Source organism: Albirhodobacter sp. R86504 (genome assembly GCF_042466415.1).
Lineage (GTDB): Bacteria > Pseudomonadota > Alphaproteobacteria > Rhodobacterales > Rhodobacteraceae > Albirhodobacter.
Genome location: NZ_JAXHCH010000002.1, coordinates 1,494,529 through 1,511,086, shown reverse-complemented (window position 1 = coordinate 1,511,086; position 16,558 = coordinate 1,494,529). Strand labels below are relative to the sequence as shown.

The following is a 16,558-nucleotide window of genomic DNA, read 5'->3' as shown; positions in this document are numbered from 1 at the left end:
CAGGGGTGGCTCTGCAATTGACGTTTAAAGCCCTGCGCGAGATAACCGCACGAAACAAGTCGAGGAATATGAACTATGGCGTTGGGCGTGAAATCCTTGGGCGAATTGGGCCTGCGCGCGCAGGGTGGGCGCGAGGCGCAGATTACAGGATTGTCCGTCGACAGCCGCTTGACCAAGCAGGGGCATCTGTTCGCGGCCCTGCCGGGCAGCCATGTTCACGGCGCGGAATTCATCACCTATGCGTTGCGCATGAAGGCGGCTGCGATCCTGACGGACCGCGAGGGCGCGCAGATTGCGGCGCAAGAGCTTGCCGCACATCAAGATGTCGCGTTGATTATCGCCGAAGACCCGCGCCAGACGCTGGCCTATGCGGCGGCGCTGTTCTTTGGGGCGCAGCCTGTGCATATGGTCGCCGTTACGGGCACGAACGGCAAGACCTCTGTGGCCAGTTTTACCCGCCAGATCTGGCAGTTGATGGGGCTCGAGGCGGCCAATCTCGGCACGACAGGTGTTGAGGGCGCCTTTACCGCCCCCTCGAGCCACACGACGCCAGAGCCGATCACCTTGCACCGCTTGCTGGCCGATATGGCGACCGCGGGAATTACCCATGCCGCGATGGAAGCCTCCTCGCACGGGCTCGCGCAGCGTCGGTTGGACGGGGTGCGCCTTGCTGCGGCCGCCTTTACCAATTTTACGCAAGACCATCTCGATTATCACGCCACGTTTGCGGAGTATTTTGACGCGAAGGCGGGGTTGTTCTCGCGTGTTCTGGGCGAGGACGGTGTCGCGGTTATCAATCTGGATGATCCCAAAGGCGCGCAGCTTAGCGAGATCGCCGCCACGCGCGGGCATAAGCTGATCGGTGTCGGGACGTCGGAGGCCTGTGATCTACAGATCCTCGGGCAGCGGTTCGATGCCACGGGGCAGGATTTGCGGTTCGCATGGAAAGGCGTGCCCAAGCTGGTGCGCCTGTCGTTGATCGGCGGGTTCCAGGCGTCGAACATCATGGTCGCGTGCGGTTTGTGCATCGGCGCAGGGGCCGCGCCCGAGGATGTCTTTGCCACACTGCCGCATTTGGTGACCGTGCGCGGGCGGATGCAATTGGCGGCGACCCGTGCGAATGGCGCGGCGGTGTTCGTCGATTACGCGCATACGCCCGATGCGGTTGAGACCGCGCTCAAAGCGTTGCGGCCGCATGTTATGGGGCGTCTTGTTGTCGTGATGGGCGCGGGGGGCGACCGCGATACATCAAAGCGTCCTTTGATGGGGCGCGCGGCGGCGGATTTCGCGGATCAGGTGTTCGTGACGGATGACAATCCGCGCACCGAAGACCCGGCCGCAATTCGCGCGATGGTGATGGAGGGCGCGCTTGAGGCGGGCGGTATCGGCGCGCGCGGAGTTTCGGTGATTGAGGTGGGGGACCGCGCCGAGGCCATTTTGCGCGGCGTGGATGCTTTGACGGCGGGTGATGCGCTGTTGATCGCGGGCAAAGGGCATGAGAGCGGGCAGATTATCGGCACCGACGTCTATCCCTTTGACGATGTTGAACAAGCCTCGGTTGCGGTGGCGGCATTGGACGGGCGGATCTGATGGTGATCTGGTCCGCCAGTGACGCAGCGCGCGCCACAGGCGGGCGGGCGACGCAGGCGTTCAACGCAACGGGTTTGTGCGCTGATCTTTCCCATCTCGCAGTGGGTGAGATGTATATCGCCTTTGATCCGATCCTTGCACGGTCCGCCTTGGATTCGGGGGCGGGGGCCGTGCTTTGCACCGATATCCCCCCTGATTGCACCGAGGGAGACCCACTTCTTGTGGTGGAGGATTTGACGGCGGCGCTGTGCGCGATGGCGCGATCCGTGCGCGGCGCGATGACGGCGCGTGTCGTCGCGATTGCCGGAAGTTTGGGGAAATCCACGGCGCTCTCGATGCTGAGCGCGGTTCTGCGGCCTTGTGAGGCGCCTGTTGAAACGATCGAGGCGGTGACGCTAAATGGGCTTGCGTTGCGATTGGCGCATATGGGTGCAATCTCGGGTGTGCTCGCGGTTGAGCTCGATCCGGTCGATCCTGCCGAACTGTTGCCGCTCGCAAGGCTGCTCGCGCCCGATTATATCTTCTTGACTGCCACGCCCGGCGCGCATGTGGAGGAGCTCGCGGCTTGCGCGCGCTGCGCGATTTTACCCGCCACATCAGGGACTTCGGCCCCGCGCGATGTGACCGCACCCGATCCGACAGGATGCGGTCAGTCGGCGGGCGGCTGCAGGGTCCGTTACGGCAGCAGCGACGGGTGCAACCCGCAACTGATCTCCACGCGGCTGTCGCAAGATGTGACGGTGATTGAGGCGCGGATGCGCGTCAACGAGATTGAGGTGCCTCGCTTTTTGATGAAAGTCCGCCATCCGGCGCCGCAGATCGGCCTGATTGCGCTCGGTGTGCTGGCGCTGGCGCAGATGTGCGGCGCGGATCTGGCGACGGCTGTCCTTGATCTGGGGCAATGGGAGCCGCCCGAAGGGCAGGGCGCACGCGACCGGATTTACATGGATATCGTTGATGCGAATGCGACCTTCGATCTGTTTGATGTGACATCCGAGCATAACGAAAGCCTGGCCGCGATGGTGTCCGATCTCGCGACGCTTTGTGCGGCGCGCCCGCGTGACGGTGTTGGTCGCGTGCGGCGCGGGCGCAGGATCGCGATCTTGGGCGGGGATGCGCCGCTGCCGGTAGCGTTGGCCGCGCATCCTGTCTTGGCGCGGATCGACCGTGTGCATGTTTTCGGCGCCGGAGGGCTTGCACTTTGGGAAGGGCTGGGCAATTCAAAGCGCGGAGAATGGCGCAAGGATGTCGTCGATCTCGTGGACCGGGTGCCCCATCTTCTTGACGCTGGAGACGTGGTGATGGTGCGCGGGACGGGGCACTCTCGTGCCGGAAAGATTGTAGATGCGCTGCGAAAGCTGGGACAATCCGGCGCAGCGGAGGCGCATGGCGCCAAATTAGGGAAAGAGTAATGCTTTACTGGCTGACGGGCCTCTCCGACGGGGGCGATTTCTTCAACCTATTTAGGTATATCACCTTTCGGGCGGGGGCCGCGTTTTTCACGGCTCTCATTTTCGGCTTTCTCTTTGGGCGACCGCTCATCGATCTTTTGCGCCGCAAGCAAGGCAAAGGCCAACCGATCCGCGATGATGGCCCGCAAAGCCATATGGCAAAGGTTGGCACGCCAACGATGGGCGGTTTGCTCATCCTCTCGGCGCTTTTATTCTCCACCTTGCTCTGGGCGCGCCTTGATAACGGCTACATCTGGATCGTCCTTGGCGTGACCTACGGGTTCGCGCTCATCGGGTTTGCGGATGATTATGCAAAGGTGACCAAGCAAAATACCAAAGGGGTCTCGTCGAAGATCCGGATGCTTTTGGGCCTTGCGATCGCGGCAATCGCGGCGATTTTGGCGGCGTGGCTTCACCCTGCCGAGCTGGCGAACCAGCTCGCGATGCCCGTGTTCAAAAATTCGCTCATCAATCTGGGCATCTTCTTCGTGCCCTTCTCGATGATCGTGATTGTGGGCGCGGCGAATGCGGTGAACCTGACGGATGGCTTGGACGGTTTGGCGATTATGCCGGTGATGATCGCGGCGGCGACATTGGGGACCATCGCCTATATCGTTGGGCGGGTCGACTTTACCAATTATCTCGGTGTCCATTTCGTGCCCGGCACGGGCGAGATTTTCGTCTTCACCGCGGCGCTCATTGGCGGTGGCCTTGGATTCTTGTGGTATAACGCGCCCCCTGCGGCGGTGTTCATGGGCGATACCGGCTCGCTTGCGCTGGGGGGGGCACTGGGCGCGATTGCGGTGTGCACCAAGCACGAGATCGTCCTTGCGATTGTCGGCGGGCTATTCGTGGTCGAGGCGCTCTCGGTGATTATCCAAGTGCTCTATTTCAAGAAAACCGGCAAGCGCGTGTTCCTCATGGCGCCGATCCACCATCACTTCGAGAAAAAAGGCTGGGCCGAGCCGCAGATTGTGATCCGGTTCTGGATCATTTCTCTGATCCTCGCGCTCATCGGGCTCGCGACATTGAAAATTCGCTGAGGCTTAGGGACCAGTTAGGGACCAGTTGAGATCTGAAAAGGGGGGCAGTCGTGCTCCCCTTTTTCGTTTTGGGGCGGCTTGATGGCGGCGATGCTTGCACGCTTGGCGCGGCTATCTTATCCCGTTCTAAACCGTTGCCGGAGAGCCCATGCGCGAGGCCGATCTTTACCCGCCCGTTAAAGCCTATCTCGAAGCTCAGGGCTACGCCGTGAAATCCGAGATCGGAGCTTGCGATGTGATGGCTGTGCGCGGCGACGAGCCGCCGGTGATCGTGGAGCTGAAGACAAGTTTTTCGCTGGCTTTGGTGTTCCAAGGAATTGAGCGGCAATCGCTCACGCAAACCGTCTATCTTGCGGTGCCGGTCTCGTCGCAAAAGGGGTGGCGGTTGCGTTATAAGGATATCACCCGCTTGTGCCGCCGTCTGGGGCTTGGGCTTTTGGCGGTGGATGTGGGGCACGGAACGGTTGAGGCGCATCTTGACCCTGACGATTATATGCCGCGCAAAAACACGAAACGGGCGGGGCGTTTATTGCGGGAATTTGAGCGCCGCGTGGGCGATCCGAATGTGGGCGGGACGACGGGCACGAAACGGATGACCGCCTATCGTCAGGATGCGCTGCGGTGCGCCGCTTACTTGGGCGCGCAAGGGAAGGCCGCGCCCAAGGATATCGCCAAAGCCGCGGCGGCCCCGCGCGCGGCGGCGATTTTGCAAGCCGATCATTATGGTTGGTTTGAGCGTATCTCGCGGGGGATCTACTGTTTGACACCGCAAGGTGAGGCGGCGCTCACAGCCTATCAAACCGAGATCGCGGCCTTGACGGCGAAATAAATCTTCCTTCTTCGAGCCGCTTCAAATATCCCACCAAAGAGCATCGCAAAGCATATCCGCCGCGCGTTTCCCCGCCAACCCAATGTCAGAACGAGGCCCAGCATGATCCCTGTCCAAGGCTTTGAAGGCCATAAAGTCGCTGTTTTGGGCCTCGGCCGATCAGGTCTCGCGACGGCTGCCGCGCTGAAAGCAGGTGGGGCAGAGCCTTTGCTCTGGGATGATAGCGTCGAGAGCCGCGCGCGGGCCGAGGATTTGGGCTATGACTGCGTTGATCTGGCGAAGCACGGCGCGTTTGATGGCGTGAGTCTTCTGATCACGTCCCCCGGAATTCCGCATCTCTACCCGACCCCCAACAAAATCATCGCGCTCGCGATGGCGGCAGGGGTGCCGGTCGACAATGATATCGGCTTGTTCTTCCGCTCATGGTCGACGCAGGATTGGGACGCGTTCGATGTGACCCCGCGCACCATCGCGGTGACGGGATCGAACGGCAAATCGACCACGACCGCGCTGATCCATCATATTTTGCAGCATGTCGAGCGCCCGACCCAGATGGCCGGCAACATCGGGCGCGGGGTTCTCGATATCGAGCCGGCCGTCGACGGCGAGGTCGTGGTGCTGGAGTTGTCGTCCTATCAAACCGATCTCGCCCGCGCCCTGACACCCGATATCGCGGTGTTCACCAACCTGTCGCCCGATCATCTGGATCGTCACGGTGGAATGGGGGGGTATTTCGCGGCCAAGCGGCGGCTTTTCGCGGAGGGCGGGCCGGATCGCGCGGTGATCGGCGTCGACGAAACTGAGGGCGCGTATCTCGCCAACCAGATCGCCACGAACCGCGAAGATGACCGCGTCATCCGCATCTCGTCGGGTCAGAAACTGGGCGATTACGGGTGGTCAGTGTTCGCGCGAAAAGGCTTCTTGACGGAATGGCGCAAAGGAAAGCAACTTGCGTCGATTGACTTGCGCGATATCGCGGGCCTGCCGGGGGCGCATAATCATCAAAACGCCTGCGCTGCCTACGCCGCTTGTCGCGCTTTGGGCATCGCGCCGCGCGTGATTGAGGCTGCCTTCCATACATTTCTTGGGTTGCCCCACCGCTCGCAAACGGTTGCCGAACAAGGTGGCGTGCGGTTTGTGAATGATAGTAAAGCGACCAATGTCGACAGCGCCGCAAAGGCCCTGCAAGCGTTCAAGAATATCCGTTGGATCGCGGGGGGCTTGGGCAAGGATGGCGGGCTTGCCGGTCTTTTGCCGCATCTGGCATCGGTGAAAAAAGCTTATCTGATCGGTCATTCCGCGCGGGATTTCGCGCTCGAACTCGGTGAGCTTCCCGTGGAGATCTGCGAAACCATGCAAGTGGCGGTGGCGCGGGCTCGCGCAGAGGCCGAGGCAGGCGACACCGTGCTTTTGGCGCCGGCCGCAGCCTCATTCGATCAATACCCCAATTTCGAAAAACGTGGCGAGCATTTCACCGATCTCGTCTTGGGTGCGGCCGCGGAAATCGTTCCAGACTGATCGCTTTTCCGCCAAATGCGCGACCGGCACGCGGCGCCCCAGCTAAATGGGGGGCACGCGTGCCATCGTGCAAACTATCTCTAGCGTGTTGGCCCTCGTTAAGTTAGACTAGCCCTTAGACCCAGTAAATGGGCGTTTTCGAGGCAGTATCAAACGGCGGTGGACCATGACAGAGATGGTTTTCGGCACTGCGCCCGTTCGGGCCGGTGAACCTATTCTTCCAAAGTGGTGGCGGACGATCGATAAATGGTCGCTCTCCTGCGTGCTTGGCCTGTTTGGCGTGGGGCTCTTGTTGGGGCTTGCGGCATCGGTGCCTTTGGCGGAGAAAAACGGGCTCGACCCTTTCTATTACGTTTTGCGACAAGCCTTCTTCGGCACGCTTGCGATTGGCGTGATGATCGGCGTGTCGATGATGCCGCCGAACCAGATCCGCCGTCTTGGCACGGTCGGATTTGCCATCGGCTTTGTCGCGATCGCGCTTTTGCCGTTCTTCGGCACTGACTTCGGGAAGGGCGCCGTGCGCTGGTTCTCGCTCGGTTTTGCATCGGTGCAACCCTCCGAATTTCTCAAGCCCGGGTTTGTTGTCTTCGCGGCATGGCTGATGGCCTCCTCCTTCGAGGTCGCGGGGCCTCCGGGTAAGCTTTATTCGTTCATCGTGGTAATGGTGGTGAGCTTGATGCTCGCGCTTCAACCCGATTTCGGTCAGGCTTCCTTGGTTCTGTTTAGCTGGGGTGTGATGTATTTCGTTGCCGGCGCTCCTTTCACCTTGCTGTCGATCATCGTCGGGCTTGTCGTGACGGCTGGCGTCTTCTCCTACAATATGTCCGAGCACTTCGCGCGTCGGATCAACGGCTTCTTGTCGACCGAGATCGACCCGCGCACCCAAATCGGCTACGCGACGAACGCCATTCAGGAAGGCGGGTTCTTCGGGGTTGGCGTGGGCGAGGGCACTGTGAAATGGTCGCTTCCCGATGCGCATACCGATTTTATCATCGCGGTCGCGGCGGAAGAATATGGCCTGATCCTCGTTCTCATCATCATCGCGCTTTACGCAACGGTTGTCGTGCGCTCGCTCTCGCGGCTGATGTCCGAGCGTGATCACTTCACGCGGCTTGCGGGCTCTGGTCTGGCATGCGCGTTTGGCGTTCAGGCGTTGATCAACATGGGCGTTGCGGTGCGCTTGCTGCCTGCCAAGGGGATGACGTTGCCCTTCGTGTCCTACGGCGGCTCGTCGGTTATTGCGTCGGGCATCGCGGTCGGGATGTTGCTCGCGTTGACGCGCAGCCGTCCACAACATCAACTGCACGATATCTACCGGAGGGGCCGCTAATGGCCTCGGGCGCGGATAAAGCGCCATTGTTGCTCATCGCGGCGGGAGGCACGGGGGGGCACATGTTCCCTGCGCAAGCTTTGGCCGAAGCGATGATCGCGAAGGGCTGGCGGGTCAAGTTGTCGACAGACAAACGCGGCGCGCGCTACGCGACGGCGTTTCCGGACGGGGTGGTAATTGAGGAGGTGTCCTCGGCGACTTTCGCACGCGGCGGCCTGCTCGCAAAGCTTCTGACGCCCTTTGCGATTATGGGCGGCGTTGTGACGGCCTGCCTGCAAAACCTGGCGGATCGTCCGAAGGTGGTCATCGGCTTTGGTGGCTATCCGACGATCCCCGCTCTCTCGGCGGCTTGGGCGATGCGGCTTCCACGGGCCATCCATGAGCAAAACGGCGTCATGGGGCGGGTGAACAAGATTTTCGCGCGGCGCGTTGATGCGGTTGCCTGTGGCACATGGCCGACAGATCTACCCCAAGGGGTTGAGGGGCTGCATACGGGCAATCCCGTTCGCGGCTCTGTTCTCGCCTGCACAGCCGCGCCTTACCGCGCGCCGAGCGCAGAGGTGATGTCCGTGTTGGTCATCGGCGGCTCGCAGGGTGCGCGTATTTTGTCTGATGTTGTCCCGCAGGCGTTGGCCTCCTTGCCCGAGGCGTTGAAATCACGTTTGCGGATTGCGCATCAGGCGCGTGGCGAGGACCACGCCCGCGTGGTCGAGGCCTATGCGCAGGCAGGTTTGGTGGCGGAGGTGGAGCCCTTCTTTGCGGATGTGCCGCGCCGCTTAACGGACTGCCAACTGGTCATTTCGCGCTCTGGCGCCTCATCCGTGGCGGATATTTCGGTCGTCGGGCGCCCTTCGATCTTGATCCCATTCGCCGCCGCGACGGGCGATCACCAAACCGCGAATGCGCGTGGATTGGTCGACGTCGGTGCGGCAACGGTCTTTGCGGAAGGCGCGCTTGATGCGCGTACCCTTGCGTCCGAAGTGGCGCGCATACTGGACAATCCCGACGTAGCGGTGCAGATGGCCGCCGCCGCAGCATCCTTTGGTCGCCCCGATGCGACCGATCGTCTGTGCCGTTGTGTCGAAGAACTTGTAAGGAAATCGAAATGAACGCCGCGACAAAATTGCCCGTAGAACTGGGCCCCATCCATTTTGTCGGCATCGGCGGCATCGGCATGTCTGGCATTGCTGAAGTGTTGATGACGCAAGGTTTCGCCGTTCAGGGATCGGATGCGAAAGCGTCCAAAATCACGGACCGTCTCGTATCTTTGGGCGCGACCGTGTTTGAGGGCCAGCGCGCGGAAAATATCGGCGCGGCGGCTGTTGTCGTGATTTCGACGGCCATCAAACCGGGCAATCCCGAGTTGGAGGAGGCGCGCCGCCTCGGCCTTCCGGTTGTGCGCCGCGCGGAGATGCTGGCGGAACTGATGCGGTTGCGGTCCAATATCGCCGTTGCAGGAACGCATGGCAAAACGACGACCACAACCATGGTTGCGACCTTGCTTGATAAGGGCAACTTTGATCCGACCGTGATCAACGGCGGCGTGATCCATGCTTACGGATCGAACGCGCGCGCGGGGGCGGGGGAGTGGATGGTGGTTGAGGCCGACGAGTCGGACGGCTCGTTCAACCGTCTGCCCGCGACGATTGCGATCGTGACCAACATCGATCCCGAACATATGGAACATTGGGGCAGCTTTGATGCGCTGCGCAAAGGGTTCTATGATTTCGTCTCCAATATTCCGTTCTACGGCTTGGCGGTGTGCTGCACCGATCATCCGGAGGTTCAGGCGCTGGTGGGCAAGATCTCGGATCGCCGTGTGGTGACCTTCGGGTTTAACCCGCAAGCGGACGTGCGCGCGATCAACCTGACGTATAAAGCGGGCGTCGCCCATTTTGATATCGCATTGCAGGGCGAAGGCGAGGGGGCGGTTATTGAGGGCTGCTCGTTGCCGATGCCGGGCGATCACAACGTCTCGAATGCCTTGTCGGCTGTTGCGGTTGCGCGGCATCTGGGCATGAAGATGGAAGAAATCAAATCGGCGCTGGCGGCCTTTGGCGGGGTTAACCGTCGGTTTACCAAGGTTGCGGAGGTCAACGGCGTCACGATCATCGACGATTACGGCCATCATCCGGTCGAGATTGCTGCCGTATTGAAGGCAGCACGGCAGGCGACCTCTGGCACGCCGAATGCGCGCGTGATCGCGGTGCACCAGCCGCATCGTTATTCGCGCCTTCAATCGTTGTTTGAGGATTTCTGCACCTGCTTCAATGACGCCGATGTTGTGGGCATTGCCGAGGTTTATGCGGCGGGCGAGGAGCCGGTGGCAGGCGCCTCGCGCGATGATCTTGTTGCGGGGTTGATCCGGCATGGCCATCGCCACGCGCGCGCACTTCTCAATGAGGAGGATCTCGCGCGTCTGGTGCGCGAGCAGGCACGCGAGGGCGATATGGTTGTTTGCCTCGGTGCGGGCACCATTTCGACTTGGGCGCATGGGTTGCCTGCGCGTTTGAGCAAGGATTAAACGTCGATCTCCCCGCCGGCTTTGCCGCTGGCGGGCGCGTCCCCCGACGGGATCGTCGCGCCGTTTGAGGGCTCGACACAGAAAATGTAGAGATTGGCGGAAATCCGCTTGTTTTTTCAAGGCTGGGGTCGTCAAATACCCTCGGCCTTCGTGCTTTCCGCGACCCCATTTTTACGGGCGCGTCTATTTTCAGAGCGTTCACGCTCACCCCACCTTGAGAGACCAAAGACCATTATGACCTATGCCCTCATCACCGCCTGCCTTTGGGCGCTATGCGCCACTGTCATCGCCCTCGCTCCGCGGCGGTTCCATTGGCGCGGGGCTTGGGCACTGATCATCAGCGGCGTTCCGTTGATTGGCTGGGTCACTTTGGATCACGGGCCGCTGATCGGCCTTTTGTGCCTTGTGGGGGGGATATCGGTTCTGCGCTATCCGGCGCGGTATCTGTTTCGCAAAATGTGGCAAGATCGCGCCGAGTAATCGGCCCACCCTTGCGCATGGATGTGGGCGAAATCCCTTGCTGCATTGATTTCTGACCCAAGGTCACCTGAGGTGATCAACTCATAGTGGTATGCCCCGCTCAGGGCACAATAGGTCTTATTTGAGACAAATTGAGCACAAAGTCTTCGGGTACTCCTTAGTTAACAAATCGTTGCCTGCGGCCTCGCGATGGGTTCAGAGACATCTCTTGGATCTTTTGCACGCCGGCCTCGACCCAACTCAGGAGACCCAAGGATGGCAACCACATTTACCGTGTTCTCGCTCGGCAATCTGACCGATATCGATACGACCGAGGGCAATACAACGGCGGAGAATGCCAACGCGCTTGTCGGTATGACATTCGGCTCCGAGGGGGATGCCTTGGTGAATCAGGCGCAAACCTTCTCGGTTGGCAGCACCGGGTACACGGGCGGCACGTCAACGGCCTACGATCAAGATAACTCTCCGGCGGAGACCTTCCGGATCAATGGCGGGGCGAACCAGACGTTTGATTCCTCTGTCGTCTATAATGCGACCATTACCTATGTTGATGGTAGCACAGCCTCCATCACAGCCGTGGTTTTCCAAGATACCAACGGCAATACCTATTGGGCGCCCGAGTTCTCAGCCAACGCCGACCAGACCGCAATGGAGGCGCAGGGGATCCGTTCGCTGTCGCTCGATAGTTTGTCGGGGGCGAGCTATGCAGGGATGACGGGGGACCGGCAGGCGTGGGATTACGTTACCTGTTACGTTCGCGGCACCTTGATTATGACCGATCAAGGCGAGCGTCCGATCGAGCAACTGGCAGCGGGCGACGTCGTGCAAACGCGTGATAACGGCTTGCAACAAATCCGCTGGATCGGATCGAGCGCCGCGATTGGGATGGGCAAGCTCGCGCCCGTTCGCATTGCGCGCGGTGCGTTGGGGGCGGATCGCCCGATCCGCGATCTTTACGTCTCGCGCCAGCACCGCATGCTGTTGCAATCCAAAATCGCGGAGCGGATGTTCGGATCGCGCGAGGTTCTGATCCCGGCGATCAAGCTCACCGCGATCGAGGGGATCGACGTCCAGCCCTCGCCCGGCAGTGTGACCTATTTCCACCTCATGACGGACCGCCACGAGATTATCTTCGCCGATGGCTGTCAGAGCGAAACCCTCCTGACCGGCCCGCAGGCCCGCAAGGCGATGGGGCCCGAGGCGGTAGAGGAGTTGGAAGCGCTGTTCCCCGAGGTCATGGTAAGCACGCCAGAGCCCGCGCGACCGATTTTCCAATCCGGCCGCTTGCAGCGCCTGTTTGATCGTCACCTGAAGAACGATGTCGCGTTAACCTCGGCGCAAGGGATGGATGCGGGGCGTTAAGCACCCGCATCGTGCCGCGGGGCGAGCATAACGCGGCTGCGCATAGGCGGGCGGGCTCTTGCTCCGCGCGGTGTCTGGCGTTACTCACGCCGTATGATCCAGTTGTCCTACACCCCCCGCGGAACCCTGACCCCCCAACGTCCCCTAGCGGATCTGACTTGGCTGCGTGTTGGCGGCCCTGCGGATTATCTATTTCAACCGGCGGATCTTGCGGATCTGCAAGCGTTTCTGGCGGCATTGCCAGAGACAGTCGACGTGTTCCCGATGGGCGTCGGCTCAAATCTGATCGTGCGCGATGGCGGCATCCGCGCGGTGGTTATCCGGTTGGGGCGCGGGTTTAACGCAATCGAAGTCGACGGCACGCGCGTGATTGCGGGGGCCGCGGCACTGGATGCGCATGTGGCGCGCAAAGCGGCGCAGGGCGGGGTTGATCTGACATTTTTGCGCACGATCCCGGGCTCGATTGGCGGCGCTGTGCGGATGAACGCGGGATGCTACGGGGTTTACGTCGCCGACCATCTCGTTGAGGCCCACGCCGTGACGCGCGAAGGGCAGTCGGTTGTGATCCCCGCGAAAGATCTGGCACTGGGCTACCGCCAGTCGACCCTTCCGGAAGGATATGTTCTCACCGCGGCAGTGTTTGAGGCACCGCTGGGTGATCCCGAGGTCTTGGAGGCACGGATGCTCGATCAGCTCGCAAAGCGCGATGCGAGCCAACCAACCAAGGAACGCTCGGCCGGATCGACCTTCCGCAATCCGGCGGGGTTCTCCTCCACGGGTAAGGCCGATGATGTGCATGATCTCAAAGCGTGGAAGGTGATTGACGAGGCAGGTATGCGCGGCGCGACGCGTGGCGGGGCACAGATGTCGCCCATGCATTCGAACTTCATGATCAATATCGGCGGCGCAACGGCGCGCGATCTTGAGGAGCTCGGCGAAGACGTGCGCAAAAAGGTTTTGCAGACGCAGGGAATTACGTTAGAATGGGAAATTAAGCGTATCGGTGATTTTTAAGTCGATTTTTCAGGTCTTCCGAAAAATACGCAGGCTGGCGGCTTAAATCCGTTGCCAAGTTACGATAATCCCCTGACAAACAGGGAAAGCGCCTGTTTTATGGCGCAATACTCTCCGAAAGCAGGAGAGAAAATGATCCCGACAAACGGGAAAACGCCCCAACGCGGGCACAGGCGAAAGTGGCGGGTATGTCGAGCAGGATGTCCCACCGGATGGCGGTAAGTGTTTGTGGCGTGGGAATTTTCTCGGGCCGGAATACCCAGATGCGCGCAAGCGCGGCTCTCTTGGTGGCTCAACACGCGGAAATTTTGCGCGCAGGGTGGCGCGGATGATCGGGCAGAGCCGGATCACAGCGCTTTTTGCGCGATCGATGGTGTGTGCGCCAGAGTTCGGTCGTGGGTCGGGGGACGTGCGCCAAGAGCCCGTGATGCGCGCCTACCGTCTGCAAGCGCCACATCCCGCACCGCAACCGGCCCAAAACACCGCGCCGGTTGATCGCGACTATCCGTCCGCACCGGATGCTGAGGCGGTATGGGGCCATGGATGGGCGCAAGATGATTTGCCGCCGCCAGCCTACGGGGCGCAGCAGCGCCCGCAGCTTGCGGCCGGACCCTCACAGAAGCTGACAGCGTCCAAAGCAGGTCTCGCCGCGCCGCAGCGGTCAGGGGCTTACGCGCCGCAAGTGCCGCGCAATTCCGAGCCGGCTGTTTCCAAAACCGCGCAGCTCGCCCTCAAAGCCGACCAGCGTGCCCTCGCCGCGCAAGCGGCGGCCCAAGAGGCAGCGCGCAAGGCAAGCGAGAAGGCGGCCGAGAAGGTCGCGTTGAAAGCGGCGAAATTGGCGCAGAAAAAAGCCCGCAAATCGGCCGCTCAGACGAGTTCGCGCAAGTCGTTTGTGCCGCTCGGTGAGGCGGCGCCGCGCGTGGGCGGTGTGTCGAACGCGGAGGCCCCGCATTCCTTCGGGATGCGCGTCGCGGCCTCTCCGTCTGCCGGCGCGCCGCGTACGGGGCAGGCGCATTTGAAACGCGACCCCGCCCCCTCGCGGATGGCTTATCGTCTACAGCGTCTTTGGTTGACGCCCGTGTTCCGCGGTTTCGCGCGAATTGGCGCGCCAGTGTTTTGCGTTGTGCTCGGGCTCGGTCTTTGGCTGGGCGATGACGGGCGCCGCGCGGAAGTGTTCGCGCGCTACGACGAGCTTGTGCGTCAGGTTCAAGAGCGCCCCGAGTTCATGGTGTCCTTGATGAAAATCGAAGGCGCCAGCCCGGAGGTCGATCGCGCCATCCGCGCGATGATGCCGGTGTCTTTGCCCGCATCCTCTTTCCAGATCGATCTTGAGGCCCTCCACGAGGTGATCACGCGCTTGGATGCGGTGGCCGAGGCGCGCTTGGTGATCCGCGATGGCGGAACCTTGGATATCTCCGTGACGGAGCGCGTGCCCTCTCTCCTTTGGCGTCATGCGAATGGCATCGAGATGCTGGATGCAGAGGGTCACCGCGTAGCGACCCTGCTGGATCGCACGGTGCGGCCGGATCTGCCGTTGGTTGCGGGGCGCGGGGCGCAGTTGATGGTGCCTGAAGCGCTTGATATTCTGGCTGCGGCCTCCCCGATCCTGCCGCGTGCGCGGGGATTGGTGCGCGTGGGGGAACGGCGTTGGGATATTGTGCTGGATCGCGGGCAGCGGATCATGTTGCCGCAAGATCAGCCTGTTCTCGCGGTTGAGCGGTTACTGGCGATTGACGCCGCGGAGGATCTGATGGCGCGTGATTTCACGCATCTCGATCTTCGCAATCAAGAGCGTCCGACGATCCGACTGTCGCAAGCGGCGTTGGAAGCGTTCCAGACGATTAAAGGCTTCGAGACGAGGGTTAAACAATGACCGATCTTTATCAATCCCAACGGATGATGCGCAACATGCGGCGCGCCGCGATGCAGCGGGGCGTGATCGCGATTTTGGACGTGGGCACCTCGAAAATCGCCTGTCTGGTGCTGCGGTTTGAGGGCGAGCGCTTGGCTGAGGGCAATCCGGCGTTGTCGGGGCAATCGGCGTTTCGTGTCATCGGCGCCGCCACGACACGGTCGCGCGGGGTGCGCTTTGGCGAGATTGATGCCATGGCTGAAACCGAGCGCGCGATCCGCACGGCCGTTCAGGCTGCGCAGAAAATGGCGAATACGCGCGTGGACCATGTGATTGCGTGTTTCGCAGGCGCAGAGCCGCGGTCGTACGGTTTGGTTGGCGAGGCCGAGATTGAGGGTCAGGTCGACGAGCAGGATGTGGGACGTGTGCTCGCGGCTTGCGATGTGCCTGACTACGGCGATGGCCGCGAGGTGTTGCACGCGCAGCCGGTGAATTTCGCGCTCGATCATCGCACGGGCCTCTCCGATCCGCGCGGCCATGTCGGCAATCAGCTTGCTGTGGATCTTCATCTTTTGACGATCAACTCGGCGGCTGTGCAAAACCTGATCTACTGCATTCGCCGGTGTGATCTGGAATTGGCGGGGATCGCCTCGGCGGCTTATGTCTCGGGGATATCGTCGTTGGTCGAGGACGAACAGGAGTTGGGATCGGCCTGTATCGATATGGGCGGCGGTGCCACGGGCGTATCGATCTTCATGAAAAAGCACATGATCTTCGCGGATTCTGTGCGGCTCGGCGGGGATACGGTGACGCGCGACATCGCGGCAGGTTTGCAAGTGCCGATGGCGGTGGCTGAGCGGATCAAGACCTTCCATGGTGGCGTCTATGCCACGGGGATGGACGACCGCGAGCAGATCGAGCTTGAAGGTAACTCGGGCGATTGGGAGAAGGATCGCCGCACCGTGTCGCGCACAGAGTTGATCGGCATTATGCGCCCGCGCGTCGAGGAAATCCTCGAAGAAGTGCGCGCAGTTCTGGACGGGGCGGGGTTCGAGCATTTGCCCTCGCGCCAGATCGTGTTAACAGGTGGCGCGAGTCAAATTCCGGGCTTGGACGGGTTGGCGGCCAAGATCTTGGGGCAGAATGTGCGTCTGGGGCGGCCATTGCGCGTGCAAGGCTTGCCGCAAGCGGCCACGGGTCCGGGCTTTTCATCGGCCGTTGGGCTATCGCTCTTCGCGGCCAATCCGCAGGACGAGTGGTGGGATTTCGAAATTCCCCTAGACCATTCCGCAGTGCATCCGTTCCGCCGCGCGTTCCGGTGGTTCCGCAATAACTGGTAAGGTAGGGGGACCAACCTCGCTTAACAGGGATTGACGCACACGTTGCAGATTACCCACAACTGGTAAGGGGCCGGCCTGCTTCTTCCACCATATTCAGCGTGTTGCGCGAAATGCCGCCGAAAGGTTGGCGTTTCGCGCTATATTTTGTTGTTTCATTGTGTTTTTTAGGTGACGTTTCTGCGGAACACAGGTAGAATCTAATGAATTTCGGGGAATTCGGTCGAA

General features: G+C 61.3%; 13 protein-coding genes. All 13 read left to right on the top strand.

Annotated features, from left to right (window positions below):
* Positions 1 to 75 precede the first annotated feature (75 nt).
* The 13 genes from SJY32_RS09255 (at position 76) to ftsA (ending at position 16,333) form a co-directional block, all read left to right on the top strand.
* Positions 76 to 1,590: a UDP-N-acetylmuramoyl-L-alanyl-D-glutamate--2,6-diaminopimelate ligase gene (locus tag SJY32_RS09255; RefSeq protein ID WP_376874130.1), complete on the top strand. Its 1,515-nt coding sequence runs from the start codon at positions 76 to 78 to the stop codon at positions 1,588 to 1,590.
* A complete protein-coding gene (locus tag SJY32_RS09250) occupies positions 1,590 to 3,002 on the top strand; it encodes a hypothetical protein (RefSeq protein ID WP_376874128.1) in 1,413 nt (470 codons plus the stop codon). The genes SJY32_RS09255 and SJY32_RS09250 overlap by 1 nt, the downstream gene beginning before the upstream one ends.
* Entirely contained in the window at positions 3,002 to 4,084 is a 1,083-nt protein-coding gene (gene mraY, locus SJY32_RS09245) for a phospho-N-acetylmuramoyl-pentapeptide-transferase (protein WP_376874126.1), read from the top strand. The genes SJY32_RS09250 and mraY overlap by 1 nt, the downstream gene beginning before the upstream one ends.
* 148 nt (positions 4,085 to 4,232) lie before the next feature.
* On the top strand, positions 4,233 to 4,913 hold the full coding sequence (locus SJY32_RS09240; protein WP_376874124.1) for a DUF2161 domain-containing phosphodiesterase: 681 nt from the start codon (positions 4,233 to 4,235) through the stop codon (positions 4,911 to 4,913).
* Between the two features lie 102 nt (positions 4,914 to 5,015).
* Positions 5,016 to 6,431, top strand: a complete 1,416-nt coding sequence (gene murD, locus SJY32_RS09235; RefSeq protein ID WP_376874122.1) for a UDP-N-acetylmuramoyl-L-alanine--D-glutamate ligase — start codon at positions 5,016 to 5,018, stop codon at positions 6,429 to 6,431.
* Between the two features lie 166 nt (positions 6,432 to 6,597).
* Complete coding sequence (gene ftsW / locus SJY32_RS09230; protein WP_376874120.1) at positions 6,598 to 7,761, top strand: putative lipid II flippase FtsW; 1,164 nt, start codon at positions 6,598 to 6,600, stop codon at positions 7,759 to 7,761.
* Positions 7,761 to 8,870, top strand: coding sequence for a glycosyltransferase (locus SJY32_RS09225; protein ID WP_376874118.1), 1,110 nt, complete (start codon positions 7,761 to 7,763; stop codon positions 8,868 to 8,870). The genes ftsW and SJY32_RS09225 overlap by 1 nt, the downstream gene beginning before the upstream one ends.
* Positions 8,867 to 10,285, top strand: coding sequence for a UDP-N-acetylmuramate--L-alanine ligase (gene murC, locus SJY32_RS09220; protein ID WP_376874116.1), 1,419 nt, complete (start codon positions 8,867 to 8,869; stop codon positions 10,283 to 10,285). The genes SJY32_RS09225 and murC overlap by 4 nt, the downstream gene beginning before the upstream one ends.
* Before the next feature lie 234 nt (positions 10,286 to 10,519).
* Positions 10,520 to 10,765 carry a DUF2484 family protein gene (locus SJY32_RS09215; RefSeq protein ID WP_376874114.1) on the top strand — a complete coding sequence of 82 codons (246 nt, stop codon included), beginning with the start codon at positions 10,520 to 10,522 and terminating at the stop codon, positions 10,763 to 10,765.
* 255 nt (positions 10,766 to 11,020) lie between these two features.
* Entirely contained in the window at positions 11,021 to 12,127 is a 1,107-nt protein-coding gene (locus SJY32_RS09210) for a Hint domain-containing protein (RefSeq protein ID WP_376874112.1), read from the top strand.
* A 93-nt stretch (positions 12,128 to 12,220) separates the two neighbouring features.
* Positions 12,221 to 13,141 carry a UDP-N-acetylmuramate dehydrogenase gene (murB, locus tag SJY32_RS09205; protein WP_376874110.1) on the top strand — a complete coding sequence of 307 codons (921 nt, stop codon included), beginning with the start codon at positions 12,221 to 12,223 and terminating at the stop codon, positions 13,139 to 13,141.
* A 328-nt stretch (positions 13,142 to 13,469) separates the two neighbouring features.
* On the top strand, positions 13,470 to 15,014 hold the full coding sequence (locus SJY32_RS09200) for a cell division protein FtsQ/DivIB (protein WP_376874108.1): 1,545 nt from the start codon (positions 13,470 to 13,472) through the stop codon (positions 15,012 to 15,014).
* Complete coding sequence (gene ftsA / locus SJY32_RS09195) at positions 15,011 to 16,333, top strand: cell division protein FtsA (RefSeq protein WP_376874106.1); 1,323 nt, start codon at positions 15,011 to 15,013, stop codon at positions 16,331 to 16,333. The genes SJY32_RS09200 and ftsA overlap by 4 nt, the downstream gene beginning before the upstream one ends.
* Positions 16,334 to 16,558: the final 225 nt, after the last annotated feature.

What these genes read in the sequence shown, in the direction of transcription:
- SJY32_RS09255 (WP_376874130.1), top strand. Translation starts at nt 76, where the DNA reads ATGGCGTTGGGCGTGAAATCCTTGGGCGAATTGGGCCTGCGCGCGCAG.
- SJY32_RS09250 (WP_376874128.1), top strand. Translation starts at nt 1,590, where the DNA reads ATGGTGATCTGGTCCGCCAGTGACGCAGCGCGCGCCACAGGCGGGCGG.
- mraY (WP_376874126.1), top strand. Translation starts at nt 3,002, where the DNA reads ATGCTTTACTGGCTGACGGGCCTCTCCGACGGGGGCGATTTCTTCAAC.
- SJY32_RS09240 (WP_376874124.1), top strand. Translation starts at nt 4,233, where the DNA reads ATGCGCGAGGCCGATCTTTACCCGCCCGTTAAAGCCTATCTCGAAGCT.
- murD (WP_376874122.1), top strand. Translation starts at nt 5,016, where the DNA reads ATGATCCCTGTCCAAGGCTTTGAAGGCCATAAAGTCGCTGTTTTGGGC.
- ftsW (WP_376874120.1), top strand. Translation starts at nt 6,598, where the DNA reads ATGACAGAGATGGTTTTCGGCACTGCGCCCGTTCGGGCCGGTGAACCT.
- SJY32_RS09225 (WP_376874118.1), top strand. Translation starts at nt 7,761, where the DNA reads ATGGCCTCGGGCGCGGATAAAGCGCCATTGTTGCTCATCGCGGCGGGA.
- murC (WP_376874116.1), top strand. Translation starts at nt 8,867, where the DNA reads ATGAACGCCGCGACAAAATTGCCCGTAGAACTGGGCCCCATCCATTTT.
- SJY32_RS09215 (WP_376874114.1), top strand. Translation starts at nt 10,520, where the DNA reads ATGACCTATGCCCTCATCACCGCCTGCCTTTGGGCGCTATGCGCCACT.
- SJY32_RS09210 (WP_376874112.1), top strand. Translation starts at nt 11,021, where the DNA reads ATGGCAACCACATTTACCGTGTTCTCGCTCGGCAATCTGACCGATATC.
- murB (WP_376874110.1), top strand. Translation starts at nt 12,221, where the DNA reads ATGATCCAGTTGTCCTACACCCCCCGCGGAACCCTGACCCCCCAACGT.
- SJY32_RS09200 (WP_376874108.1), top strand. Translation starts at nt 13,470, where the DNA reads ATGATCGGGCAGAGCCGGATCACAGCGCTTTTTGCGCGATCGATGGTG.
- ftsA (WP_376874106.1), top strand. Translation starts at nt 15,011, where the DNA reads ATGACCGATCTTTATCAATCCCAACGGATGATGCGCAACATGCGGCGC.